General features: G+C 69.5%; 24 protein-coding genes and 1 tRNA gene. 19 read left to right on the top strand and 6 right to left on the bottom strand.

Features of this window, described 5'->3' with window-relative positions; all coding sequences use genetic code 11:
- Positions 1–55: 55 nt before the first annotated feature.
- Positions 56–946 carry an SDR family oxidoreductase gene (locus HCA44_RS07335; protein WP_169647893.1) on the top strand — a complete coding sequence of 297 codons (891 nt, stop codon included), beginning with the start codon at positions 56–58 and terminating at the stop codon, positions 944–946.
- Positions 947–972: 26 nt separating this feature from the next.
- Here HCA44_RS07335 and HCA44_RS07340 read toward each other — a convergent pair whose 3' ends face one another.
- Positions 973–1545 (bottom strand): TetR/AcrR family transcriptional regulator, encoded by a 573-nt coding sequence (locus HCA44_RS07340; RefSeq protein ID WP_169647894.1) that lies wholly within the window; start codon positions 1543–1545, stop codon positions 973–975.
- A 136-nt stretch (positions 1546–1681) separates the two neighbouring features.
- Here HCA44_RS07340 and HCA44_RS07345 point away from each other — a divergent pair, with 136 nt between their 5' ends.
- The 11 genes from HCA44_RS07345 (at position 1682) to HCA44_RS07395 (ending at position 12179) form a co-directional block, all read left to right on the top strand.
- Positions 1682–2134 carry an anthrone oxygenase family protein gene (locus HCA44_RS07345; RefSeq protein WP_169647895.1) on the top strand — a complete coding sequence of 151 codons (453 nt, stop codon included), beginning with the start codon at positions 1682–1684 and terminating at the stop codon, positions 2132–2134.
- Positions 2135–2202: 68 nt separating this feature from the next.
- A complete protein-coding gene (locus HCA44_RS07350; protein WP_169647896.1) occupies positions 2203–3402 on the top strand; it encodes an oxygenase MpaB family protein in 1200 nt (399 codons plus the stop codon).
- A 30-nt stretch (positions 3403–3432) separates the two neighbouring features.
- Positions 3433–4041 carry a trimeric intracellular cation channel family protein gene (locus tag HCA44_RS07355; protein ID WP_169647897.1) on the top strand — a complete coding sequence of 203 codons (609 nt, stop codon included), beginning with the start codon at positions 3433–3435 and terminating at the stop codon, positions 4039–4041.
- 62 nt (positions 4042–4103) lie between these two features.
- Positions 4104–4787: a response regulator transcription factor gene (locus tag HCA44_RS07360; RefSeq protein WP_169647898.1), complete on the top strand. Its 684-nt coding sequence runs from the start codon at positions 4104–4106 to the stop codon at positions 4785–4787.
- 74 nt (positions 4788–4861) lie between these two features.
- A complete protein-coding gene (locus tag HCA44_RS07365; RefSeq protein WP_169648091.1) occupies positions 4862–6229 on the top strand; it encodes a HAMP domain-containing sensor histidine kinase in 1368 nt (455 codons plus the stop codon).
- A 169-nt stretch (positions 6230–6398) separates the two neighbouring features.
- A complete protein-coding gene (locus HCA44_RS07370) occupies positions 6399–7850 on the top strand; it encodes a trypsin-like peptidase domain-containing protein (RefSeq protein ID WP_169647899.1) in 1452 nt (483 codons plus the stop codon).
- Between the two features lie 89 nt (positions 7851–7939).
- On the top strand, positions 7940–8434 hold the full coding sequence (locus HCA44_RS07375; protein WP_169647900.1) for a molybdopterin-binding protein: 495 nt from the start codon (positions 7940–7942) through the stop codon (positions 8432–8434).
- Positions 8435–9234: 800 nt separating this feature from the next.
- Positions 9235–9843 carry an MspA family porin gene (locus HCA44_RS07380; protein WP_169647901.1) on the top strand — a complete coding sequence of 203 codons (609 nt, stop codon included), beginning with the start codon at positions 9235–9237 and terminating at the stop codon, positions 9841–9843.
- Positions 9844–9881: 38 nt separating this feature from the next.
- Positions 9882–10556: an MspA family porin gene (locus HCA44_RS07385; RefSeq protein WP_169647902.1), complete on the top strand. Its 675-nt coding sequence runs from the start codon at positions 9882–9884 to the stop codon at positions 10554–10556.
- Between the two features lie 272 nt (positions 10557–10828).
- Entirely contained in the window at positions 10829–11437 is a 609-nt protein-coding gene (locus HCA44_RS07390; RefSeq protein ID WP_169647903.1) for an MspA family porin, read from the top strand.
- Positions 11438–11501: 64 nt separating this feature from the next.
- Entirely contained in the window at positions 11502–12179 is a 678-nt protein-coding gene (locus HCA44_RS07395; protein WP_169647904.1) for an MspA family porin, read from the top strand.
- Positions 12180–12260: 81 nt separating this feature from the next.
- Here HCA44_RS07395 and mscL read toward each other — a convergent pair whose 3' ends face one another.
- The 4 genes from mscL to HCA44_RS07415 all read right to left on the bottom strand — a co-directional run bounded on the left by mscL (position 12261) and on the right by HCA44_RS07415 (position 14643).
- Positions 12261–12746 carry a large-conductance mechanosensitive channel protein MscL gene (mscL, locus tag HCA44_RS07400; protein ID WP_169647905.1) on the bottom strand — a complete coding sequence of 162 codons (486 nt, stop codon included), beginning with the start codon at positions 12744–12746 and terminating at the stop codon, positions 12261–12263.
- A gap of 113 nt (positions 12747–12859) precedes the next feature.
- On the bottom strand, positions 12860–13510 hold the full coding sequence (locus tag HCA44_RS07405; RefSeq protein ID WP_169647906.1) for an SAF domain-containing protein: 651 nt from the start codon (positions 13508–13510) through the stop codon (positions 12860–12862).
- 87 nt (positions 13511–13597) lie between these two features.
- Complete coding sequence (locus tag HCA44_RS07410) at positions 13598–13918, bottom strand: FmdB family zinc ribbon protein (protein ID WP_169647907.1); 321 nt, start codon at positions 13916–13918, stop codon at positions 13598–13600.
- Between the two features lie 107 nt (positions 13919–14025).
- Positions 14026–14643, bottom strand: coding sequence for a 5-formyltetrahydrofolate cyclo-ligase (locus tag HCA44_RS07415; RefSeq protein WP_169647908.1), 618 nt, complete (start codon positions 14641–14643; stop codon positions 14026–14028).
- Between the two features lie 91 nt (positions 14644–14734).
- On the opposite strand from HCA44_RS07415, the gene HCA44_RS07420 reads away from it, so the two are divergent.
- The 7 genes from HCA44_RS07420 (at position 14735) to HCA44_RS07450 (ending at position 22910) form a co-directional block, all read left to right on the top strand.
- Positions 14735–15673 (top strand): UTP--glucose-1-phosphate uridylyltransferase, encoded by a 939-nt coding sequence (locus tag HCA44_RS07420; RefSeq protein WP_169647909.1) that lies wholly within the window; start codon positions 14735–14737, stop codon positions 15671–15673.
- Between the two features lie 26 nt (positions 15674–15699).
- The gene (glp, locus tag HCA44_RS07425) at positions 15700–16959 is read left to right on the top strand and encodes a gephyrin-like molybdotransferase Glp (RefSeq protein WP_169647910.1); all 1260 of its coding nucleotides are present in this window, start codon (positions 15700–15702) and stop codon (positions 16957–16959) included.
- Between the two features lie 5 nt (positions 16960–16964).
- Positions 16965–17600 (top strand): GNAT family protein, encoded by a 636-nt coding sequence (locus HCA44_RS07430; RefSeq protein ID WP_169647911.1) that lies wholly within the window; start codon positions 16965–16967, stop codon positions 17598–17600.
- A gap of 260 nt (positions 17601–17860) precedes the next feature.
- Complete coding sequence (gene glpR / locus HCA44_RS07435) at positions 17861–18742, top strand: gephyrin-like molybdotransferase receptor GlpR (protein ID WP_169647912.1); 882 nt, start codon at positions 17861–17863, stop codon at positions 18740–18742.
- A 106-nt stretch (positions 18743–18848) separates the two neighbouring features.
- A tRNA-Ala gene (locus HCA44_RS07440) sits at positions 18849–18924 on the top strand.
- Positions 18925–19131: 207 nt separating this feature from the next.
- Complete coding sequence (locus HCA44_RS07445) at positions 19132–20256, top strand: phosphatase PAP2 family protein (protein WP_169647913.1); 1125 nt, start codon at positions 19132–19134, stop codon at positions 20254–20256.
- Positions 20257–20348: 92 nt separating this feature from the next.
- Entirely contained in the window at positions 20349–22910 is a 2562-nt protein-coding gene (locus HCA44_RS07450; RefSeq protein WP_206037855.1) for an excinuclease ABC subunit UvrA, read from the top strand.
- Here the strand turns inward: HCA44_RS07450 and HCA44_RS07455 are convergent.
- Positions 22825–24276: a 2-isopropylmalate synthase gene (locus HCA44_RS07455; RefSeq protein ID WP_240945362.1), complete on the bottom strand. Its 1452-nt coding sequence runs from the start codon at positions 24274–24276 to the stop codon at positions 22825–22827. The two genes, HCA44_RS07450 and HCA44_RS07455, sit on opposite strands and share 86 nt — an antisense overlap.
- Between the last annotated feature and the right edge of the window lie 13 nt (positions 24277–24289).

Raw genomic sequence — 24289 nt, forward strand, 5'->3', positions numbered from 1 at the left:
ACGTGTCCGGGGTGCGCGGCGATAGCATGGGGACTCTCGTCCGTGGAGGAAACCCATGCGTGTCTTCGTCACCGGAGCCAGCGGTGCCATCGGCTCCGCCGTCGTTCCCGAGCTCGTCGCCGCAGGTCACGAGGTGGTCGGCTTGGCGCGCTCCGACCGATCCGCCGAGACAGTCGTCGCGGCCGGTGCCACCCCGCTGCGCGGCGACCTCGCCGACTCGGCCGCGCTGCGCGCGGGCGCGGAACAGGCCGACGGCATCATCCATCTCGCCTTCGGCAACGACTTCACCGACATCCAGGCGAATGTCGACGAGGAAGCTGCGGCGGTCGATGCTCTCGCGGCGGCCGTCGACGGGAGCGGGAAGGCGTTCGTGTTCGCGTCGGGCACGCCGGTGACGCCGGGGCGGCCGTCCACCGAGGACGATCCGGCGCAATTCGACGGCCCGCTCGCCGGCCGGGCCCGCAGTGCACAGACCGTCCTCGACCTGGCGCAACACGGGGTGGGTTCGGCGACGGTGCGCTTGCCGCGGTCGGTGCATTCGGGCGACGGCCGCTACGGGTTCGCGTCGCTGCTCGTCGAGGCGGCGCAGCGCTCCGGCGTGTCCGGTTACGTCGGCGACGGCAGTCAGCGGTGGCCCGCGGTGCACCGGTTCGACGCCGCGCGGTTGTTCAGGCTCGTGCTCGAAGGTGCCGAGCCGGGCTCGGTGGCTCACGCCGTCGCTGACGAAGGCGATTCGATGCGCTCGATCTCCGTGGTGGTCGGTGAGCGACTCGGGTTGCCTGTCGAGGAGGTGCCGGCGGAGGATTTCGGTTTCCTCGGCACGGTGTTCGCGGTCGACCAGCCGTCGTCGAGTAGGCAGACGAGGCAGCGCTTCGGGTGGGAGCCGACGCATCCGAGCCTGCTCGCCGACCTGGCCACGGGTGTCATTCCGGCTCCGAGGACGTGAGCGCCGCCTAGTCCACCGGGTTCGGGCTATGCCGTCGTATCGGGTGCGAAGCGCACAGCGAGTGCTGCGACCCGGCTGTCGCGGTTCTCGGGCCGTATCCGGCCCGCCCGCTCGAGCAGGCTGAGGCCGTGCAGGGCGCCCCAGAACACTTCGGTGGCGGTACCGTCGCCGTCGTCGCCGATGGTCTCGGACAGGGCGGCGAATCCGGCCCGGAGGTCGGGGTCGGTGTCCTCGGCGCCGAATCGGGTGTCGATCGGCTGCTGGAACATCGCCTCGTAGACGGCGGGGTGCGCGGCGCCGAACTCCAGGTACGCATCGGCGACGGCTTCGATTGCGATCCTGCCGCGCTTGCGGCCGAGAGCCGTGCGGCACAGGCGCGCCATGTCGGCGAACCCTTCGAGGGCGACCGCGAGCATGATCTCCGCCTTGCCGCCGGGGAAGTGGCCGTAGAGCACGGGTTGGGAGTAGCCGATCGCGTCGGCGAGGTGGCGGGTCGTGACGGCGGCCCACCCGTCCGTGTCGGCGCGCAGGCGCGCGGCGTCGAGGATTCGGCGGCGCCGTTCGTCGTTGCGCTGTTCGCGTTCCGTTCGGTGTGCCATCGGGTCTCCTCTTGCGGTGCATGTCGTGATCGTTCTAATCTAGCACTGCTAGAAAATCTAGCAGTGCTAGAAATCCTGACGGGGCTGGGAAGTGCGCAACCCGCGTGACCGCCCGTCCCGCACGAGAGGAAATGCCATGACATTCGTTCTCGCAGTGCTCGCGGTGAGCGTCCTCGGCTTGATGGTCGGAGTCGAGTTCGCGGTCGCCTTCGTCGTCAATCCGATCGTGTTGCGCCTTCCGTTCGCTGCCGCCATGGCTGCCCGGGCCGACGGCGCGCGCATGTTGGGCCGCGTGATGCCGTTCTGGTATTTCGGTTCGCTCGCCCTCTCGGTCGCGCTCGCCGCCGTCGCATGGGGGACGGGCAGCGGCGTCGCCGCGCTGGTCGCCGCGGTCCTGCTGGCCGCGAGCGTCGCCCTGTCGATCGGCTTCCTGGTGCCGATCAACAACCGGCAGGCCACGTGGACGGCGGACGAGCATCCCGACGACTGGCGCGAGCAGTACCAGCGCTGGGATCGCCTGCACTACCTGCGGCTCGCGATCATCCTGAGCGCATTCGTCCTCGTCGCGGTCGCGGCCACTGCGCTCTGACGCCGATGTCGGCGACCGAGGGCCGGAAGGCTGTTGACAACGCGCGTTGTCAGCTGCAGTCTGAGGGTGTGACCACGCTCACCGAACGTCCCACCCGGTTCCTGCGCGACCCAGCCCGCTCCGGCAGGGTGGCCGCGCCGTTGCGCTTGTTCGCGGGCAGACATCCGGACCCGACACCTGCCGAGGCCGATCGCCTCGCGCGCGCCCTGCTCGAACGCGACGAGCCGAGCGATCGACTGGTCCGCGCGATCCGCGAGGACGGAACCGTCACGCTTGCCCAGTTCCGTCATGTGCTCGAGCACGGCGTCGACGACGACACCCCCGCACCGCTGCGCGAGTACTTCGCGCTGCTCGAAGACACGCCCACGTGGGTCGACCGCGACGCGATCGCGCTCGGCGCCCGCACGCTGCGTCGGGTCGGCCGAGACGTCGGCGACGTCCTCGCGTACGGCTCGCTGCTGGGCGGCTACAACAACTCCGGTCCGCTCCCCGTCCTCGTGTCGTCGGGCAAGCTCACCGGCGACCGCACGCTGCGGCGCATCACCGAGACGGGCGTGTGGTGGCAGGGCTGCGTGGCCGACGGCGGGCTCGACCGCTTCGGCGCCGGCTTCACCCTCACGGTGCACGTGCGGCTCATGCACGCGCTCATCGCATACCACCACGAGCGGAACGGCTGGGACACCACGGCCCGCGGGCTGCCGGTCAACCAGTTCGATCAGGCAGGCACGCTCGGCCTGTTCTCCACCAGCTTCCTGCTGCACACGCGCGTCCTCGGAGTCCGCTACACCGCGCGCGAAGCCGACGCCGTCATGCACCTGTGGCGCTACGTCGGCTGGCTCATGGGCGTCGACGACCAGTGGCTCGTCACCGACGAGCGTGCCGGGCGCCGCCTGCTCTACCAGATCGGTCTCGCGTCACCGCCCGCCGACGACGACAGCTACGCGCTCGCGAAGTCCCTCGTCGACGTCCCCTTGCGCGCCCAGTACCCGCGGTTCGCGGCGCTGCGCCGCCGGTACGAATACGAGCGCGGCCTGTCCCTCGCCACCACGCTGCTCGGGCCCGCGGGGGTGCGCGCACTGCGTGTGCCGGTGCGCCCGCCGTGGTATCCGGTGTTGCGTACCGCGGTCAACGTCGCGAAGCACCATGTCGTCGGCCGAGTACCCGCGGGCAGGCGTGCGCTGCAGCGGCTCGGCGAGCACCAGATCGCCACCAGCCACGAGCGGCTGATCGGCCACGAAAAGCCGTCGATCGCGTCGATGCCCGCCTGACGTGGCGGCCGCCGGTGACATGCTGACCGGGTGCTGCTGAGAATCCTCGAACTCGTGGGTATCGCGACGTTCGCGGCGTCGGGTGCACTCGTCGGCGTCACCAAACGTCTCGACGTGTTCGGTGTGTGCGTGATGGGCGTGTTCACCGCGCTCGGCGGTGGCATCGTGCGCGACGTCCTGATCGGCGTGCACCCGCCGACCTCCCTCGTGAGCCCCGCGAACCTGGGCACCGCATTCGGCGTGTCCTTCGTCGTGATGTTCCTGCACTCGGTCGTCACCAAGATGCGCCGCCAGATCCTCGTGCTCGACGCGCTCGGAATGGGCCTGTTCGCGAGCACCGGCGCCGTCGTCGCCCTCGACCACGGCGCAGGCGCGCTCGCGGCGTCGCTCGTCGGCGCCACCACGGCGATCGGTGGCGGCGTGCTGCGCGACATCCTCGTCAACGAGGTGCCGCTGCTGCTGCAGCGCGAGTTCTACGCCGTGCCCGCGCTGATCGCGGCGGCGCTCGTCGGCGTCGTGGTCGATCTGGGCCTGCCCACCGACATCGGACTCGTCGTGGGCACGGCGTTCGCATTCGTGCTGCGCGTCGTGTCGCTCTGGCGCGGGTGGGGCCTGCCGACGGCCCGGGTCCACGAGTGACCTCCGGCGGGCGCAGGCCCCCTTCTCAGCGGCGTCTCAGTCGTTCGGGCCAGACTGTCGGTATGCGCATACTGGTGGTCGACGACGATCGCGCCGTGCGGGAATCGCTTCGGCGCTCGCTCAGCTTCAACGGCTACACCGTCGAACTCGCGGTCGACGGTGTCGACGCGCTCGAGAAGATCGCGGCCGACCGTCCCGATGCCGTCGTGCTCGACGTGATGATGCCGCGCATGGACGGCCTCGAGGTGTGCAGGCGGTTGCGCAGCACGGGTGACGACCTGCCGATCCTGGTGCTCACCGCGCGCGACTCGGTGTCCGAACGCGTCGCGGGCCTCGACGCGGGCGCGGACGACTACCTGCCGAAGCCGTTCGCACTCGAAGAACTCCTCGCCCGACTTCGTGCGCTGCTGCGGCGTGCGGCGCCCGACCCGGACGAGTCCGAAAAGCTCGTGTTCGAGGACCTGAGCCTCGATCCCGTCACGCGTGAGGTCACGCGCGGCGAGCGCCAGATCAGCCTCACCCGCACCGAGTTCTCGCTGCTCGAGATGCTGATGGCCAACCCGCGCCGCGTGCTCACGCGCGGCCGCATCCTCGAAGAGGTGTGGGGATACGACTTCCCGACATCGGGCAATGCGCTCGAGGTCTACGTGGGTTACCTGCGCCGGAAGACCGAAGCCGACGGTGAACCGCGTCTGCTGCACACCGTGCGCGGCGTCGGCTACGTCCTGCGGGAGACGCCTCCGTGACGTCCGGCGACGACCGGACGGGCCCGCAGCCCCTCGTCGCGCGGCGACCGGTGCCGCGCGACCTGCGCCCGCCGATGCCGCTCACGCGCTCGGTGTCGCTGCGCTGGCGCGTCACACTGCTCGCCGCGACGGTCGTCGCGATCGCGGTCGCCGTCATGGCGATCGCGGCGTACGCCGTCGTGTCGCGCGCGCTGTACGCGGACGTCGACAACCAGTTGCGCAGTCGCGCCTCGGCACTCATCGACAGCAACCTCGTGACCTTCGACCCGCGCTACATCGCGGGCGCGACGCTCTACACGACGGACGTGAGCGTCGCGTTGGTGTTCGCGAACCTCGACACGTACACGCCGCCCGGCTCGCACGTGCCGATCGGCGACCCCGAGATCGCGGTCGCGCGCGCCGAAACGGACAGCTCGCTGCGCACCGTCGACAACACCCGGGTGCTCGCACAGCGCACCGCCGACGGCAGCACCATCGTGATCGCGCAACGGCTCGCCCCCACCGGCCGCGTGCTCGACCGGCTCGCGTGGGTGCTGCTCGTGGTCGGCGGGTTCGGCGTCGTCATCGCAGGCGTCGCGGGCACCGCCGTCGGGCGAACGGGGCTACGGCCCATCGCGAGGCTCACCGCCGCGACGGAACGCGTCGCGCGCACCGACGATCTGACGCCGATCCCGGTCACCGGCAACGACGAACTCGCGCGGCTCACCGAGAGCTTCAACACGATGCTGCGCGCACTCGCCGAATCACGCGAGCGGCAGAGCCGGCTCGTCGCGGACGCGGGCCACGAACTGCGCACGCCGCTCACGTCGCTGCGCACCAACATGGAACTGCTCATCGCCGCCAGCAGGCCCGGCGCACCCGCGGTGCCCGAGGAGGACATGGCGGAACTGCGCGCCGACGTCATCGCGCAGATCGAGGAACTGTCGACGCTCGTCGGCGATCTGGTCGATCTGGCGCGCGAGGACGCACCAGAAACCGTGTACGAGCTGGTCGATCTCGCGGACGTCGTCGACCGCTCGCTCGAGCGCGCACGCCGGCGCCGCAACGAGGTGGACTTCGCCGTCACCACCGCGCCGTGGTACGTGTACGGCGATCAGGCGGGACTCGCGCGGGCAGTGCTCAACATCCTCGACAACGCCGCGAAGTGGAGCCCGCCCGGCGAACAGGTGCGTGTCGCGATGCGGCCGCTGGGCAACGGGCTGCTCGAACTCACCGTCGACGACGCCGGTCCCGGCATCCCCCAGGACGAACGCACACTCGTCTTCGACCGCTTCTATCGCTCGACGGCCTCGCGGTCGATGCCCGGCTCGGGCCTGGGTTTGGCGATCGTGCGGCAGGTGGTAGTCAAGCACGGAGGCACGATCGCGGTGGAGGAGTCCGATCGTGGTGGCGCGTTGTTCCGGGTGGTCCTGCCCGGCGAATCGACCCCACGACCCGCCTGAGGCGGGGGACACTTCGGAAGTCTCGGCGACTCGGTCGGGCGTCTCGGGCGGGAGCGTCGCGAGGGTCTCGGCAAACACGCAGGAGTGTCTCAGCGCGTTCTCAGCCCGACGCGGCAGAGTCGATTGCCAGATGGTGCGGCCCGTGGGTCGCGGAGTGGAAAGTGGTGCGATGACCGACGATCGATCAGGTGACAACTCGCAGGCGAACGGTGGCGCGGGCGCGAATCCCGACCAGAACCCCAACCCGGATCAGCAGGCCGACCCCACCCGCGCGTACTGGCAGCATCCCGGCCAGGGCGGGTTTCAGCAGGCGCCCTACCCGCAGGGGCAGGCGCAGGGCCAGTACGGCCCGTACCAGGGGCAGTACCCGCCCACGCCACCGCAGTACGGCGCCGCGGGTCCGCAGCCCGGACAGACCGGCCAGCCCGATCCCCGGCATCCGAACGACCCGGGCAACCCGCAGTTCTCCGGCCCGGCGCAGCCCGGTCTGATCGCGACCGAGCAGCCGCGTCGTCCCGGTCGCGCCGCGCTGGTCGCGGGCGCGGTCGCGCTCGCGCTCGTCGCAGGTGGCATCGGCGGCGCGGTCGGCGGATATGCCGCGAGCCGCGACGGTGGCACCAGTTCGAGCAGCAATGCGCTCAATGCACCGCGTGCGACTGCGCAGCCGACGGCCAACGCGCCCGAGGGATCGGTGCAGGCGGTCGCGAACAAGGTGCTGCCGAGTGTCGTGCAGATCGAGATCGCGTCGGCGCGCGGCCAGGGCGGCGAGGGCTCGGGCGTCGTGCTGTCGGCGGACGGGCTCATCCTCACCAACAACCACGTCGCGGGTGCGGCAGGCACGGGCGGCAAGCTCAGCGTCGCCTTCTCGGACGGCTCGAAGGCCGACGCGACGCTCGTGGGTGCCGACCCGGTGTCGGATCTCGCCGTCATCAAGGTGTCGGGCCGCGACGATCTCACGCCCATCGAACTCGGCACGTCGTCGAACGTGCAGGTGGGTCAGCAGGTGGTCGCCATCGGTTCGCCGCTCGGCCTCGCGGGCACCGTCACCGAAGGCATCATCTCGGCGCAGAACCGGCCGGTGTCCACGAGCGGCGAGTCGGGCAACCAGAACACGGTGATCGATGCCTTGCAGACCGACGCCGCGATCAACCCCGGCAACTCGGGTGGCGCGCTCGTCAACATGGACGGCCAGCTGATCGGCATCAACACCGCGATCGCGAGTGTCGGCTCGGGCGCGATGGGCGAGCAGAGCGGGTCGATCGGCCTCGGCTTCGCCATCCCGGTCGACCAGGCCAGCCGCGTCGCCGACGAACTCGTCAAGACGGGCAAGGCGACCCAGGCCGTGCTCGGCGTCCAGGTGCCGTCGATCAGCGAGGTCAACGGCGCGGTCGTCGCCGAGGTCACGCAGGGCGGCGCGGCCGAGAAGGCGGGCATCCCGAAGGGCGCCGTCATCACGAAGGTCGACGACCGAGTGATCTCGAGCGGCGACTCCCTCATCGCGGCCGTGCGCTCGCATGCGCCGGGGGACCAGGTCTCGGTCACGTACGCGGACGCGAACGGCGCGAACTCGAAGACCGTCGACGTCACGCTCGGTACCGCCGAGACGAGCGGGGGCCGGTGACGGTGCCGATCGTCGACTTCCCCGGCCGGTCGCGACACTCGGGCGAACACCCCGACGCGGCGACGGACGCGCACACTACGGTGGACCTCATGGACATCGAATCCGCGACGGCGGGCCGCGCGCTCGTCCTCATCGTCGACGACACGACGGCCCGCGGGAACACCGACTCGATCGGCCCGTTGGTCACCGACTTGCTCGCCGAGGGCGGGTTCCTCGTCGACGGTGTGGTGGCGGTACGCGCCGACGAGGTCTCGATCCGCAATGCCCTGAACACCGCGGTTATCGGCGGCGTCGATCTCGTGGTGTCGGTCGGCGGTGTCGGTGTCGGCGTCCGCGACATCACGCCCGAGGCGACGGGCGAACTGCTCGACCGCGAGATCCCCGGCATCGCCGAGGCGCTGCGCTCGTCCGCGCTCGCGGCCGGTTCGCTCGACGGCGGCCTGTCGCGTGGCCTGGTCGGCGTGTCGGGCAGCACGCTCGTGGTCAACCTCGCGTCGTCGCGCGAAGCGGTGCGCGACGGCATGGCCACCCTCACGCGGCTCGCGAGCCACGTCATCGCGGAGCTCTCCGGACTGGAAGGCTAGCGACATCTCCTCGCACGACGACCCGCACGAGCCTCCCGAACGCGACACCACGCCGGGGGAGCAGGATTCCGCGGGCGTCGACGAACCCGAGCGCGCGAGCCGGGCCCGGATCGACCGGGCCCGGCTCGCGCGCGTCTTCGGCGACGTCTTCCCCGACACCACGGCGGACGAGCGCGGCTCGGACGGCGAACGCTCGGGGGGCGACTCCGACGACTGGCTGCGCAGGCAGGTTCCCCCTCACCACGGCTGACCGACCCCCAGCGCGCGTGCGTATCGCGGAAGCGATAGCGTGCGGGCGCCATCGCGATTCGGCACGCCGTTCCCACTCGGTACACGGTTCGAACGCACGGTAGGGCGTGCGGCACGTACCGGACGCCGAGCCCTCGACGTCCTGTCACCCGCCGTTCACCGAACGGACAGACGGGCTCTCGATACTTCGCGTGGCCGTACGACGCGTCCGCGGGTGCGTTCCGGCCATTGGGATCGGACGGATCGAATCCCGGCAGTGGGCCGAACACTCGGCCCGCAGAGCGAGTGTGGAAACAGCGCCGCTCTCGTTCCGGTCGCCGGCCGGAGCGGGAACCGGCTGTGCTGGTGAGCATTTGGTGTGCACGTGCCCGACCCGCGAGCGCGTCCCACCAGGACAGGAAGGTCACGGAGTGGTAACGGACCCCAGGCTGTGGGCCTGCTCGTGCAACGTAGGGGTCACATTCTCGTGATACTTCGGCTAACTTGTTTCCATCCCGTAGTAAAACTCCCGCTCCGAAGGTCGGGGTGCGAGCGTGTGATGAGGGGAACGAATGAGCAAGATCCGTAAGTCCGGTGTGCGCCGGGCTGCCCGTGTTGCGAGCGTGGGTGCTGCCGGCGCTGTGGCGCTCGGGCTGATGTCCACCGGTGCTGCGAATGCCGATACGTTCGTGCCGTTGCCGGGTGGCGAGAAGGTTGTCAATGCGGGCGATGTGTCGGTGAAGGTCGCGCGTAATGCCGAGAGTGCGTTGGTGTCGCCGTCGTTGGCTGCCAATGGTGCGGGCCGTGTCGCGTGGGTGACGGGCGATGTGTTCGCCGATCTGCAGGGTGCCGAGGAAGGCACGCTCACCACGGGCTACATCGTGGGCTGCCAGGTCGACATCACCGGTCTCGAGGGTGGCTTGGGCGGATCGCTCTCCACCAAGGGCATCGACCTGTCCGGTTCGTTGAGCCTCCCGGTTGCGCCGGGTGAGGTGAAGTTCGCGAAGGTCGGTTCGAAGAAGATCAAGTCGGGTGTGTCGGCGATCCAGTACAAGGATGCCGAGATCGAGGTGCAGGGCTGCGGTGGGTACGCGCAGGCTCGTGCGTACTCGGTGGTCGAGGTTCCGGGCAACCACTACGTCAAGGGCACGCTGTACGGCCAGCCGTTCAGCATCGGCTGAGCGCCCCACTCCAACTCTTCGATCGGTAAAGGAAGAACATGAACAAGACTGTGCGTCGCGGCGCGAAGTCCGCGGCCGTGGTGGGCGCGGCCACCGTTGCCATCGGCCTGTTTTCGACGGGTGCGGCGAACGCCGACACCTTCGTTCCGTTGCAGGACGGCGAGATCACCCAGACGCTGCTGGACGGCACCGTCGTGACCGTCAAGCAGACGGGTAACTCGGCCAACATCAGCCCGTCGATGGGTTCGACGCCGCTGCACCGCAATGTGTGGGCATCCGGGTCGATCGACGTCAAGCTCGACGGCGGCACCGCGAAGGGCGGCACGATCGACGCCGGCTACATCGTGGCGTGCCAGTTCAACTTCGGTGGCAAGGTCGGCGGTCAGGCCGAGGGCACGCCGTCGCTCTCCGGCCAAGAGGTCACGGTCGAGGGTGCGGGTACTGCGTCGGGCGAAATGACAATCGGACCCGGCGAGGCCAAGAAGGTGTCGATCCTCGACATCGAGTACGAAGACGACTACGGCGCCGAGGCCCACAAGAGCAGCTTCAGCTTCAAGGGCGACAGCGGCGGATTCACCTACGCCGACGAGACCTTCGGTGTCTCGGGCTGCGCCGGCTACGCGCAGGCCCGCTCGTACGTCAAGGTCGGTGTCAGCACCGACGCCGTGTCGAGCAATGTCACGCTCTACGGCCAGCCGTTCAGCCTCGGCTGATCTGCCGGACCACCGACAGCGGTGGGGTGCGCGAGTCTTCGCGACGGTGAGAGCATCGGTGAGTGATGCGGCCGCGAGTATTACGCGCGGCCCCAGCCGCCTCGTCGCATGGGTCGATCACGTAAAACCCGTGTTAAACGCGAAATCTGATGCGCCGATTCGCGTGCGGTTCCGATAACTTGACGCCGCCACGAGTTGACGCCCCGAAAGCCGGGGCGGGCGACTCGACAGTGCGCGAACTCGAGCGTGTGAGAACTCGGTGAGGGGAACGAATGAGCAAGATCCGTAAGTCCGGTGTGCGCCGGGCTGCCCGTGTTGCGAGCGTGGGTGCTGCCGGCGCTGTGGCGCTCGGGCTGATGTCCACCGGTGCTGCGAATGCCGATACGTTCGTGCCGTTGCCGGGTGGCGAGAAGGTTGTCAACGCGGGCGATGTGTCGGTGAAGGTCGCGCGTAATGCCGAGAGTGCGTTGGTGTCGCCGTCGTTGGCTGCCAATGGTGCGGGCCGTGTCGCGTGGGTGACGGGTGATGTGTTCGCCGATCTGCAGGGTGCCGAGGAAGGCACGCTCACCACGGGCTACATCGTGGGTTGCCAGGTCGACATCACCGGACTGTCCGCCGGACTCAGCGGAAGTCTGTCGCTCGACAGTCTGTCGCTGGATGGCTCGTTGAGCCTGCCCATTGCACCGGGCGAGGTGAAGTTCGCCAAGATCGGTTCGAAGGACATCAAATCGGGTGTGTCGGCGATCCAGTACAAGGATGCCGAGATCGAGGTGCAGGGCTGCGGTGGGTACGCGCAGGCTCGTGCGTACTCGGTGGTCGAGGTTCCGGGCAATCACTACGTCAAGGGCACGCTGTACGGCCAGCCGTTCAGCATCGGCTGAGCGTCGCGCTCATCTCGCAGGTAATCGGGGCGAGGCCCCGTGAACTCACACCCAGAGGGGAATCATGAACAGCAAGACTCTGCGCCGCGGTACGCGCGCGGCGAGCGTCGTCGGCGCGGCGACCGTGGCCATCGGCCTGTTTTCGACGGGTGCGGCGAACGCCGACACCTTCGTTCCGTTGCAGGACGGCGAGATCACCCAGACGCTGCTCGACGGCACCGTCGTGACCGTCAAGCAGACGGGTAACTCGGCCAACATCAGCCCGTCGATGGGGTCGACGCCGCTGCACCGCAATGTCTGGGCATCCGGGTCGATCGACGTGACGCTGTCCGGCGATTCGGCCGAGGGCGGCACGATCGACGCCGGCTACATCGTGGCGTGCCAGTTCAACTTCGGTGGCGAAGTGAGCGGCGAAGCGACCGGCACGCCCACTCTCGAAGACCAGCGAGTCACCGCGGACGTGGAAGGTGCGGCGTCGGGCGGCATCACGATCGGGCCCGGTCAGGCAGAGAAGGTGTCGATCCTCGACATCTCGTACGCGGACGACTACGGCGCCGAGGCGTCCAAGAGCAGCTTCGACTTCGAGGGCAACAGCGGCGGATTCACGTACTCCGACGAGACCTTCGGTGTCTCGGGCTGCGCCGGCTACGCGCAGGCGCGTTCGTACGTCACGGTCGATGTGTCGACGGAGTCCGTCGACGGCACCGTCACGCTCTACGGTCAGCCGTTCAGCCTCGGCTGAGTGCCGGACGCACGACGCGACTCGGGCCCCGCACCTGGAACGCCGGTGCGGGGCCCGAGTCGTGCGTGGGGGAACGGGCGGTCAGGATTTCGGGGGAGTGGTGCGTGCGTGTGCGCCGTCCGCCCACCCGTCGTCGTCCGGGGTGTCGGCCCAGCCTTCGTCGCCGTTTTCGACCGCGGGCGACAGGTGCTGACCTTTCGCGAGGATGTCGCGAATCTGGATGAGCAGCTCTTCCTGGCTGACCTGCTTGTCGGCGGGCTCGGTGGTGAACCTTTTCTTCGCCGCGTTGGCGGGCACGATCAGGATGAAGTACACGACCGCGGCGATGATGAGGAAGTTGATCGCGGCGGTGATGACCTTGCCGAAGTCGATGAACGTTTCCGGCTTGCTCGCCAGCAGTTGGACGCCGAATCCCATGTCCGCACTGCCGATCACCGCGATCAGCGGATTGATGATGTTGTTCGTGAAGGCGGTGACGATCGCGGTGAACGCGGTGCCGACGACGACCGCGACCGCGAGGTCGATCACATTGCCGCGCAGCAGGAAATCCTTGAATCCTTTGAGCATGGGGTCCTTCGATTCGTGTGAGGCCGGACGCGCGGCCCGACGCAGGCATGTCTCGGTGATCGAGCCTAGGGGCTCGCTGCAACCGAGTGGGTAGGACGCGAGGAGTGTGACGGTCAACGCACGGTGACGGTGAGAGCATCGGTGAGTGATGCGGCCGCGACCTGCTGGGCGTCGCGTGCGGCCAGGGCCAGCATCACGATACGGGCGTCGCTCGCACGAGGGTCGTCGCTCGCCGTCACGAGCACCACGACGGCCCCGGTCGCGACGACTCGGGCCGTGTCGGTGTCCGAGCCGGCGGCGAGTACGTCCACCCGGTCTCCTTCGCGCAGCAACCCGGTCACTCCCTCGTCGGCGAGGCGGACGGGGACGACGCGCGCGTCGTCGATGCCGGTGGTCGCGGCGGCGAGCCGAGGAGACATCACCCGGACGTCGGTGACCACCTCGCCCGCGCGGACGGGACCGGTGAGCACGCGGCCGGTGACGTCGTCGAGGCGAGGCGTGGCACCCGACGGCACATCGCCCGCGCGCAGCGCCGCCACGGTGACGTCGTCGGCAGCGAGTGCACTACCGGGCGCGAGATCGCGCGCCGCGACGACGACGGACGTCTCGGCCGCCGACGGGTCGCCCCGCAATGCCACCACGACGGCCGCGGCCGCGAGCACACCTGCCGCGATCTTGCGTAGCACCGGAATCCGGGCCCACGACAGGCGGTCGGCGAAACGGTCGGCGAGCGACGGTGCGAGGGAACGATCGGGGCGCGGCATGGCCGAACGCTAGCCCGGCCGCGGCGCCTCGGGAACACGAAGAGCCCGCCTGGGGATACCGGGCGGGCCCTGTGGACAAACGGGAGGTCAGCTGGCGGCTGCGGCGGTGCTCGAGGAGCCGGACGAGCTGGCGGAACTGCTCGACGAAGAACTGCTGGAAGACGAGTTCGAATCGGACGAGCCGGACGAGCTCGAGGAATCGGACTTCGCGGACTCGCTGGCGGTGCCGCCGCTGCGGCTGTCGGTGCGGTAGAAACCGCTGCCCTTGAAGACGATGCCGACCGAGTTGAAGAGCTTGCGCAACTTGCCGGCGCACTCGGGGCACACGGTCAGGGAGTCGTCGCTGAACGACTGCACGATGTCGAAGCGGTTGTCGCATTCGGTGCATGCGTACGAATAGGTGGGCACTGCATTCCTCCACGGGCTCGATCCAACCGCAGCGTTGGCACTCTACAGTCCACAGTGCCAACTGCGCTAGTCGGGCCAACAGTGCTACCAGCGAGGATATTCCCTCGTCACGAGAGACGAACGAGCCCCCCGCCCGGAGTGAGCGCCCAGCCCATCCGCACGTCGTGCGGGTCCTCGGGCAGTGCGTCCACGAGCTCGTCGTCGCGCACCACCGCGACGAGTCGCGCCGACGGATCCGCGGCGCCCAGCGTCCGGTCGTAGAAGCCGGCCCCGCGCCCCAGGCGCACGCCGCGCCGGTCCACCGCGAGCGCGGGGACGAACACCGTGGTGGCCGCGGCGAACTCGCCGGCGGACACGGGCGGTGCCGTCGGCTCGCGGATACCGAATCGGCCCGCGGCCAGGCTCGCCGGGCCCGCGTACGGTGCCCACTCGAGCGGCCCCGGCCTACGCGGTGTGAGCGGGAGCAGCACGCGGCCCGCGACGCGCGCGATCGCGTCGAGCAGGGCGTCCGCGCCGGGCTCGTCCCACACCGGGTGATACGTGGCGACCGTCTCGCCCGTGGTGATCGCGCGCGCCGCCGCATCGGCCAGCGCGGCGCCCTCGCGGGCACGGTCGGTGGCGCCCAGCGCCCGGCGCGCCTCGAGCACGCGACCGCGCCACCGAGCCTTGTCCGAGGGGGAAACGGCGTGCTCGGGGAGGTCGGGGTCGTGACCGGCGGGTTCCACGCGATCACTGTAGGTGGCGCACGTCGCACTGCGGGGTCGCCGAGCGATCGTGGACGCTCACCGCCGAACCCCCACCGTTATGGTGTGGGGCATGACAGAAGGCGTTCCACGTTCCAACAGGGCTTTCCGCACGGCCGTCGTGCCGGCTGCGGGTATGGGGACGCGATTCCTCCCGGCCACCAAGACCGTGCCGAAAGAGCTGCTGCCGGTCGTCGACACGCCGGGTATCGAACTCGTCGCCGGTGAGGCAGCCGAATCCGGCGCCAGCCGGCTGGTCATCGTCACGTCCCCGGGCAAGGACGGCGTGGTCGCGCACTTCGTCGAGGATCTGGTCCTCGAGAGCAAGCTCGAGGCGAGCGGCAAGTACCACCTGCTCGAAAAGGTGCGTAAGGCTCCTGGGCTGTTGGACGTCCAGTCGGTCGTGCAGGACGAGCCGCTCGGTCTCGGCCACGCGATCGGCCGCGTCGAGGAAGTGCTCGACGACGACGAAGAAGGTGTCGCGGTCCTGCTGCCGGACGACCTCGTGATGCCGCGCGGCGTGCTCGAGACGATGGCGCGAGTGCGCGAGAAGCGCGGCGGCTCGGTGCTGTGCGCGATCGACGTTCCGAAGGACCAGGTCAGTGCGTACGGCGTGTTCGAGGTCGAGACCGTGCCCGACGCCACCAATCCGGATGTGCTCAAGGTGCTCGGCATGGTCGAGAAGCCGTCCGTCGAGGACGCGCCGTCGACCTTCGCGGCGGCAGGCCGCTATCTGCTCGACCGTGCGGTGTTCGACGCGCTGCGTCGCATCGAGCCTGGTGCGGGCGGCGAACTTCAGGTCACCGACGCGATCGCGCTGATGATCGCGGAAGGCCACCCCGTGCACGTCGTCGTGCATCGCGGCACGAGACACGACCTCGGAAATCCCGGAGGCTACCTCCGTGCTGCGGTTGACTTTGCGTTGAACAGCGACGAGTACGGGCCGTCGCTGCGGGAATGGCTCACGGGTCGCCTCGAGGAGGGCGACCGGGCCGTCGACGCAGCCGACTGAGCCGAGGGCGAAAGGACGAGAACCACATGCGGTCGGTCGAGGAACAGCAGTCCGTCGTCACGGCGGCCGCAGTGGCTCCGCGGCCTGTCCGGGTGGCGATCTCGGAGGCCCAGGGGCTGCTGTGCGCCGAGGAAGTGGTGGCCGAGCGGCCGCTGCCCGGATTCGATCAGGCGGCCATCGACGGCTATGCCGTGCGCAGCGTCGACGTCAAGTCGGCGGGCACCGACGAGGTGGACGACGAGGGGAACCCGGTCGAGGTCGAACTACCCGTGGTCGGCGAGGTGCGCGCGGGTTCGCGCCAGCCGACGCGGCTGCAACCGCGGCAAGCGGTGCGGGTCGACACCGGTGCGCCGCTGCCCACGCTCGCGGACGCGGTGCTGCCGCTCGACGCGACGGAGTCGGCGCGTGGACGCATCACGGTGAACCGGCCCGTGCGCACGGGCGACTACGTGCGCCGCATCGGCGACGACGTCCAGCCGGGCGACGTCGCGGTGCGGGCAGGCGCGATCATCGGGGCCGCACAGGTGGGTCTGCTCGCGGCGGTCGGCCGCGACAAGGTGCTCGTGCATCCACGTCCGCGCCTGTCGGTCGTCTCGATCGGCGGCGAACTCGTCGACGTCGACCGCACGCCCGGCCAGGGGCAGGTGTACGACGTCAACTCCTATGCGCTCGCCGCGGCCGCGCGGGATGCGGGCGCGGACGTCAACCGCGTCGGCATCGTGAGCAGCGAGATCGGGCGGCTGCGCGAGGTCGTCGAGGGTCAGCTGATCCGGGCCGAGGTCGTGCTCATCGCGGGCGCCGTCGGCGGCGACGCGTCGGACACCGTGCGCAAGGCGCTGTCCGAGCTCGGCGACCTGGAGATCGAACGTGTCGCGATGCACCCGGGGTCGGTGCAGGGCTTCGGCAGGCTCGGGCGCGACGAGGTGCCCACCTTCCTGTTGCCGTCGAACCCGGTCAGCGCGCTCGTCGTGTTCGAGGTGATGGTGCGGCCGCTGATCCGCATCGCACTGGGTCGACGGCAGTCGATGCGCCGCGTCGTGAAGGCACGCACGGTCGGCCCGATCACGTCGATCGAAGGCCGCAAGGGCTTCCTGCGCGGTCAGCTGATGCGCGACGAGGGCACCGGCGAGTACCTGGTGCAGGCGCTCGGCGGCGCACCCGGCTCGTCGTCGCATCTGCTCGCGACGCTCGCCGAGGCCAACTGTCTCGTGCTGCTCGATCCCGAGGTCACCGAGGTGCGCACCGGCGACCACGTCGACGTCTCGTTTCTCGCCCAGCGCGGGTGAGTCCGGTGTCGACGCACCCGGGGTGGCCGCCTCGTCTCGGTCCCGTGCGGGTGCGCGGCGGCGTCGTCACGGTGCGTGCCGTGCGACTGCGCGACGGTGCGTCGTGGAGCCGTATCCGCACGCGCGACCGCGCCAACCTCGAACCGTGGGAGCCGTCGGGCGCCGCGCCGTGGAACTCGAGGCATCACGTGTCGGCGTGGCCGGGACTGTGCTCGTCGCTGCGAGGGGAGGCACGCAGGGGCCGGATGGTGCCGATGGCGATCGAACTCGACGGCCGGTTCTGCGGTCAGTTGACGATCGGGAACATCGTGCGCGGCGCGCTGAGTTCGGCGTGGATCGGCTACTGGGTCGACAGCGAGGTCAACAATCAAGGTGTCGCGACGGCGGCACTCGCGCTCGGGCTCGACCACGGCTTCGGTGCGGTCGGTCTGCACCGCATCGAGGCGACCGTGCGTCCGGAGAACGTCGCGAGTCGTTCGGTGCTGCGCAATGTCGGGTTTCGCGAGGAGGGGCTGCTGCGCCGGTATCTCGACGTCGACGGCCAGTGGCGCGACCACATGCTCGTCGCGCTCACGGTGGAAGAGGTGACGAGTACGGTCACCGACGTCCTCGTGCGGGCCGGTCGCGCGTCCTGGAACTGAGCCCCGACCAGCAGTTACGCACTGGTTAACGGGCGGTTCGGGTTCCCCGCCGACCCCGTGGCAACTTTCCGGCAGGCGCCGTGGCGCCGTGCTTCCGTGCACTCTGTCGCAACTTCCGTCACAATTCCAGATGTTACTGATGTGACACATGAGTATTCTCGTGTCGGCGAGTCTGCGAGGATGTCGCCGTCCGCGCCGTTAGCCTCGAAGAGGCTGATGGCGCTGTCGATGCTGGTAGACGGATGTGGGGAGGTGGCGGCATGCCGAACTCGGTTCTCTTGATCGGGCTGGTGGCCGTGTGGCTGTTCGTCCTCGTGCCGATGCTCGCCAGCAAGCGCCCGCGCATCCGTCAGACGAGCGACGCTGCGCTCGCCACCCGCGTCCTGCACCGCGGCGATTCGCGCCGTGTACTGCGTGGACCGGCCGCCGGGCATCGCAGCGACCCGAACTGGCAACCGGAGCCCGCATGGGATTCGGAACCTGCACCTGGCCGCATCGCGTTCGGTCGGAACCATGCCCGCGACGACGAGGAGGACCTCGTGGACACTCGCGCAGACGACGCACTCGACGACTACGACGTCGACGAACAGGATTTCGAAGACCGCGACGCCTACGGCGAGCGCGGCCCGATCGAGGACTATCTGCCGCCACCGCGACGCGGCCGTGGTGGATTCGACCCCGAGGCCGACGCCCTCGCTCAGCGTGCGCGGTACGCATTCCGTCAGCGCGCGGTGCTTGCGTTGGTGTTCGCGACGATCATGACCGCGGCTCTCTCGCTCGTCACCGCGCCGTTGCTGTGGCTCACGTTCGTCGCGTCGGCGCTCGGTCTGGTCGGCTATCTCACCTACCTTCGCCGTCAGGTGCGCATCGAGCAGGACATCCGGCGCCGCCGGCTCGCCCGGCTCGAGCGTTCGCGGCTCGGCGTCGAATCCCATGTCGACGACGAACTCAATGTCACCCCGCCGCGCCTGCGCAGGCCGGGTGCCACGGTGCTCGAGCTCGACGACGAGGATCCGGTCTTCGACCACCTCGACGGGGTCGAGTACGAGTACGGATACGAGTACGCCTACGACGACGGTGACGTCGAGTTCTACGACGACCGCGCGCCCGATTTCCCGATGCGGCGCGCCGCCGGGGAGTGACCGAACGTTGCTGCAGGCAGCCGATTAGGAGCGCGCCGAGTGGGCCTGCTACAGTTGCCAGCGTCCGAAAGGGCTGAGCTCGTAAGGGCGACGTCTGCAGGGCAAAGGGGCTGTGGCGCAGTTGGTAGCGCGTCTCGTTCGCATCGAGAAGGTCAGGGGTTCGATTCCCCTCAGCTCCACCAGTACGAAACCCCCGTTCCGGATGATCCGGAGCGGGGGTTTCGTCATTCCCCCCCTCGTGAGCACTTTGCGAGTCCCCGCACGCTCTTTTCGCGCACAGCGGCGGACACGCAGGTTGCCGATCGCTGTTCACCGACGAGTTGCTTCTGCGATGCTTTCGGCAGCTTGACTGCCCAGGTGTCCGCGTGGATCGAGCGAAAGGTTGCCGAATGAGTGTGCGTCGAGGAATGGCCGTGCTCGCCGTCGCGGGGGCGATGACGGTGGGGCTCACCGCGCCGGTGGCGTTCGCCCAGCCGCCCGCACCGGCGCCGTTCGAACTCGGCGAGCTCGTCGGCCCGTACCCGTCCGATCTTCCTGCCCGTGGCACCTACATCGGAGTCCTCGACGGCTTCACCGCGTTGCGGGACAGCCGCCCGGACATCATGGACCGCAACCTCGAGCACACCGTGGCGATCAACAACTCCGCCGACGAGGCGACGCAGGCGCAGGCGCTCTACGACGACAACCACGCTCGGCTCGACTCCCTCGCTGATGCGTTCGGCGAGCGCCTCGCCAGCGTCTTCCGCGAGGCGTTGGCCGACGGCCGGCTGCCCAAGGTCGAATCCCTGCTCGACGGGTATCTCGCCCGGGCGGGTCTCCTCGCGAACTCGACGCTCGTGGAAAAGCAGTACTGGAGCAATCCACGGCCGTTCGACGTCGCGCCCGAGCGCATCGTGCGCTATCACGGCGACGGGGTGAGCGGGGGCGCCGACCCGTACGGGGACACCGCAGGCACCGGGTCGTACCCGTCGGGTCACACCAGCCAGGGGTACTGGACGGCGCTGCTCCTCGCGGACATGCTGCCCGAGTTCGCGCCGCAGCTGCTCACCCGCGCGTCGGCCATCGGGCACAGTCGCGTCGTGCTCGGGGTGCACTATCCACTCGACGTCATGGGCGGACGCATCATGGGGCAGGCGGCGGCCGTCGATCGACTCGCGGATCCCGCGTTCGCTCGACTGGTCGACGCCGCCGGGGTCGAGCTGCGGGGACTGCTCGAAGCGGAGACGGGAGGGCCGCTCGCCGACTCCGCCGCGTCGACCGACGCGGAGCTCTACCGCGACCGCCTGACCTACGGGTTCGAGCGGTCGAACCCCGACCTGGTCAACGACATTCCGCCGTCCGCCGCCGTGCTGTTGCGCCACGCGGCCCCGGACCTGACCGACGCGGAACGGCTCGACGTTCTGCGCGAGACCGCGATCGACGCCGGATATCCGCTCGACGTCGCGGGCCCTGACGGCGGATGGTTGCGGATCGACCTCGTTGCCGCCTACGAAGAACTCGCGGCGCGCGGCTGACCCCTCGTGAGCACTTTGCGAGTCCCCGCACGCTCTTTTCACGCACGGGGGAGGATGGAGGGCGCCCCGTTCTCGGCCGTGAGGAGACCGTCTTGGCCCGCCGCACCCGCCACGAACCGTCGGCGATCGAGGTGCGCGGTGCGCGCGTCCACAACCTGAAGAACATCGACGTCGACGTGCCGCTCGCGGCGCTCGTGGGGATCGCGGGGGTGTCGGGGTCGGGCAAGTCGTCGCTCGCGATGGGCGTCCTGTATGCCGAGGGCTCGCGCCGCTACATCGAGGCGCTGTCCACCTACACCAGGCGCCGGATGTCCCAGGCCCCGCGCGCCGAGGTCGACCGGGTCAGGCACGTGCCCGCCGCGCTCGCGCTGCGGCAGCGCCCCGGGATTCCCGGCGTGCGGTCCACCTTCGGGACGTCGACGGAACTGCTCAACGTCGTGCGGCTGATGTTCTCGCGGCTCGCGCGGCACGTGTGTCCGAACGGCCACCGGCAGGAACCGACCCTGAAGGTCGCGCTCGAGGAACTCATCGTGTGCCCGGTGTGCGGGGTCGAGTTCTACGGCCCGGGCGCCGAGGCGCTCGCCTTCAACTCGGCCGGTGCGTGCCCCACGTGCGAGGGCACCGGCACGGTCCGCGAGGTCGACGACACGTCGCTGATCCGCGACCCGGACATGTCGATCGACGACGGCGCGATCGTGCCGTGGCAGATGTTCGGCTTCAACGTCCAACCGCAGATCGCGCGCGAGTTCGGTGTCCGCACGGACGTCCCGTGGCGCACACTCACCCGGCGCGAGAAGAACACCGTGCTCGGTGGCCCCGAAGAGAAGAAGCACATCACCGTCACCACGAAGAACGGCGTCCACGAGCTCGACTTCACCTTCCGCAACGCGCGGCTCACCGTCACCAAGGAGCTCGAGCGCGCGCAGGACGAGAAGCGGCTCGCGCGAGTGCGGCGCTTCCTCACCGAACGCACGTGCCCGGACTGTCACGGCACTCGCCTGTCGCCGGCGGCACGCGCGCCGAGGATCGGCGACGACGGTCTCGCGGACGTGACGGCCAAGACGCTCGACGACGTCACCGCGTGGGCGCCGACTGTCGTCGACACACTGCCCGACGACATGCACGCGATGGCGAAGAGCCTCGTCGACACGCTGCAGGGCATGGCGCGACGGCTCCTCGAACTCGGGCTCGGCTATCTGTCTCTCGACCGCGCGGGGTCCACGCTCTCGACGGGGGAACGCCAGCGCGTGCAGCTCGCGCGTGCGGTGCGCAACGAGACGACCGGCGTGCTGTACGTCCTCGACGAGCCGTCGATCGGTCTGCACCCGACGAACGTGCACGGTCTGCAAGGTGTGATCGAAGATCTGCTCGCGGAGGGCAACTCGGTCGTCATGGTCGACCACGACGTGCAGGTGCTGCGCGAGGCCGATCGGCTGATCGAGATCGGACCGGGCTCGGGTCGGCAGGGTGGCACCGTCGTCGCGGAAGGCACCGTCGCCGACCTCGCCGCCGACCCGCAGTCGCTGATCGGTGGGTTCCTCGCCGGCCGCGAGGACGTGCTGGTGCGCGAGCGCGCGACCGAACGGGAGTTGTTCGCGCAGGGCGTTCTCCGGCTGCGCACCGAGCCGATCCACACCGTGCACGCGCTCGACGTCGAGATCCCCCGCGGCCGGCTCACCGTCGTCACCGGCGTGTCCGGATCGGGCAAGACGACCCTCGTGCTCGACAGCCTCGTTCCCGCCTTGCACGCCGTCGGGCGCGACACGGGGTTGCCCGCGCACGTGGCGGAGCTCGACGCCGACGGCATCGAACGTGTCGACATGGTCGACGCGACGCCCATCGGGGTCAACGTCCGCTCGACCGTCGCCACCTATTCGGGCGTGCTCGACGAATTGCGCCGCGCCTACGCGCGACTCGGAACAGCCCGTGACGCAGGCATGACGGCGGGCGACTTCTCGTACAACACGGGGTCGCTGCGTTGCCCGCGCTGCGACGGAACCGGTCAGATCTCGCTCGACGTCCAGTTCCTGCCCGACGTCGACATCACCTGCCCCGACTGCGAGGGCACCCGGTACGGACCGAACGCCGACCGATTCCGGCGCCCGTCCGCGACCGGCGACGGCGATGTGGCGCTGCCGCAACTGCTCACGATGACGATCGCGGAAGCGATCGACCACGTGCGCGACCTGAAGAAGGTGTGGACCCGGCTCACGACCTTCCTCGACGTCGGCCTCGGCTACCTCACCCTGGGGGAGGCGACGCCTGCCCTGTCCGGCGGCGAGGCGCAGCGCCTCAAGCTGGTGTCCGAACTCGACCGGCGGCAGGGGGCCACCCTGTTCGTCCTCGACGAGCCCACCGTCGGCCTGCATCCGCTCGATGTGCGCACGCTGATCGGCGTACTGCAGCGACTGCTCGACCAGGGCGGCACCGTCGTGGTCATCGAGCACGACCTGGACGTCATCGCGAACGCCGACTACGTGATCGACATGGGTCCGTCGGGGGGCGTCGAGGGTGGCCGCATCGTGGCCACGGGCACCCCCGACGCCGTCGCGCAGGACGACGGCAGTGTCACCGGTTGCTATCTGCGCGAACACCTTTCGAATCAGGGTGGTGGTCGAGGGGGACGCGGTCGTCGTCCGCGAAATGCTCGGTGAGCAGGGCCAGCAAGGTCGCCGCGTCCGCCTCGTGTCCGGTTTCGTCGGTGTGACGTTGGACGATGCGGGCGAGCTCGATCTGCACCGGCCGCGGCAGTGAGATGCCGTAGTTCTCCTCGAGGACGTATGCGATGCCGCCCTTGCCGGACTGCGAGTTCACGCGTACGACGGCGTCGTACCCGCGGCCCACGTCGGCGGGATCGATCGGCAGGTACGGCACGTTCCACGGCGCGTCGTCCTCGGACACCCCCGCGTCGGCCGCGCTCTTCGCATGTGCAGCGAAACCTTTGCGGATCGCGTCCTGGTGAGTGCCGGAGAATGCCGTGTAGACGAGATCGCCTGCGTACGGGTGACGTTCGTGCACGGGCAGCCGGGTGCACTGCTCGACCATGCGGCGCACCTCGTCGATGTCGGAGAAGTCGATCATCGGATCGACGCCCTGTGCGTGCAGATTCAGCGCGAGGGTCACGAGGTCGACATTGCCCGTGCGTTCGCCGTTGCCGAGCAGGCACCCTTCGATGCGCTGTGCGCCGGCGAGCACCGCGAGTTCGGCGCACGCGACGCCCGTGCCGCGGTCGTTGTGCGGGTGGACGGACAGCACGACGCCGTCGCGTCGTGCCAGATTGCGGTCCATGTACTCGATCTGGTCGGCGTACACATTCGGGGTCGCAACCTCCACCGTGGCAGGAAGATTCAGCGTCACCGGCCGATCGGGGCTCGCGTCCCACAGCGTCGTCATGCGATCGCACAGGTCGAGGACGACGTCGGGTTCGGTGAGGTTGAAGACCTCGGGGGAGAACTGGAAGCGGACGTCGGGCATGCCTCGTGTCGCGTCGAGAATGCGAGTGGCGCCCGCGACCACCATGTCGGTCAGCTCGGCGCGGGACACGCCGAGCACGGTGTCGCGCCACGTCGGCGCCGTCGCAGCGTACATGTGTACGACGACGGGATTACGCAGTCCGCGAACCGATTCGATGGTGCGATCGATCAGATCGGCTCGGGCGGGCGTGAACACGACGAGAGCCACGTCGTCGGGCAGCGTCTCGTCGGCGGCGAGGGCGCGCACGAAGTCGTAGTCGGTGCGCGACGCGGACGGATACCCGATCTCGATCTCGGTGTACCCCATGTCGACCATGAGTCGGAAGAAGCGCGCCTTGCGCGCGGGATCCATCGGCTCGGCGAGAGCCTGGTTGCCGTCGCGCAGATCGACGGGGACCCACAACGGCGCGTGGGTGATCCGCGCGGACGGCCACGCACGGTCGAACTCGGGCACCGTGACCCGATCGAAGATCGAACGGTAGCGGTGCGACGGCATCGCGGACGGCCGCTGCCGATTCCAGCGAGAGGAGCGGGGAGTGGTGTTCATGTCGTGCCTTCCG

The sequence above is a fragment of the Rhodococcus sp. HNM0569 genome (assembly GCF_012726205.1).
Classification (GTDB): Bacteria; Actinomycetota; Actinomycetes; order Mycobacteriales; family Mycobacteriaceae; genus Rhodococcus_F.

Coding starts and splice junctions, on each gene's coding strand:
- HCA44_RS07345 (WP_169647895.1), top strand. CDS start 1,682: ATGACATTCGTTCTCGCAGTGCTCGCGGTGAGCGTCCTCGGCTTGATG.
- HCA44_RS07380 (WP_169647901.1), top strand. CDS start 9,235: ATGAGCAAGATCCGTAAGTCCGGTGTGCGCCGGGCTGCCCGTGTTGCG.
- HCA44_RS07455 (WP_240945362.1), bottom strand. CDS start 24,276: ATGAACACCACTCCCCGCTCCTCTCGCTGGAATCGGCAGCGGCCGTCC.
- HCA44_RS07340 (WP_169647894.1), bottom strand. CDS start 1,545: ATGGCACACCGAACGGAACGCGAACAGCGCAACGACGAACGGCGCCGC.
- HCA44_RS07360 (WP_169647898.1), top strand. CDS start 4,104: ATGCGCATACTGGTGGTCGACGACGATCGCGCCGTGCGGGAATCGCTT.
- HCA44_RS07365 (WP_169648091.1), top strand. CDS start 4,862: ATGCCGCTCACGCGCTCGGTGTCGCTGCGCTGGCGCGTCACACTGCTC.
- glpR (WP_169647912.1), top strand. CDS start 17,861: ATGCCGAACTCGGTTCTCTTGATCGGGCTGGTGGCCGTGTGGCTGTTC.
- HCA44_RS07420 (WP_169647909.1), top strand. CDS start 14,735: ATGACAGAAGGCGTTCCACGTTCCAACAGGGCTTTCCGCACGGCCGTC.
- HCA44_RS07390 (WP_169647903.1), top strand. CDS start 10,829: ATGAGCAAGATCCGTAAGTCCGGTGTGCGCCGGGCTGCCCGTGTTGCG.
- mscL (WP_169647905.1), bottom strand. CDS start 12,746: ATGCTCAAAGGATTCAAGGATTTCCTGCTGCGCGGCAATGTGATCGAC.
- HCA44_RS07385 (WP_169647902.1), top strand. CDS start 9,882: ATGAACAAGACTGTGCGTCGCGGCGCGAAGTCCGCGGCCGTGGTGGGC.
- HCA44_RS07370 (WP_169647899.1), top strand. CDS start 6,399: ATGACCGACGATCGATCAGGTGACAACTCGCAGGCGAACGGTGGCGCG.
- HCA44_RS07375 (WP_169647900.1), top strand. CDS start 7,940: ATGGACATCGAATCCGCGACGGCGGGCCGCGCGCTCGTCCTCATCGTC.
- HCA44_RS07335 (WP_169647893.1), top strand. CDS start 56: ATGCGTGTCTTCGTCACCGGAGCCAGCGGTGCCATCGGCTCCGCCGTC.
- HCA44_RS07405 (WP_169647906.1), bottom strand. CDS start 13,510: ATGCCGCGCCCCGATCGTTCCCTCGCACCGTCGCTCGCCGACCGTTTC.
- HCA44_RS07445 (WP_169647913.1), top strand. CDS start 19,132: ATGAGTGTGCGTCGAGGAATGGCCGTGCTCGCCGTCGCGGGGGCGATG.
- HCA44_RS07395 (WP_169647904.1), top strand. CDS start 11,502: ATGAACAGCAAGACTCTGCGCCGCGGTACGCGCGCGGCGAGCGTCGTC.
- glp (WP_169647910.1), top strand. CDS start 15,700: ATGCGGTCGGTCGAGGAACAGCAGTCCGTCGTCACGGCGGCCGCAGTG.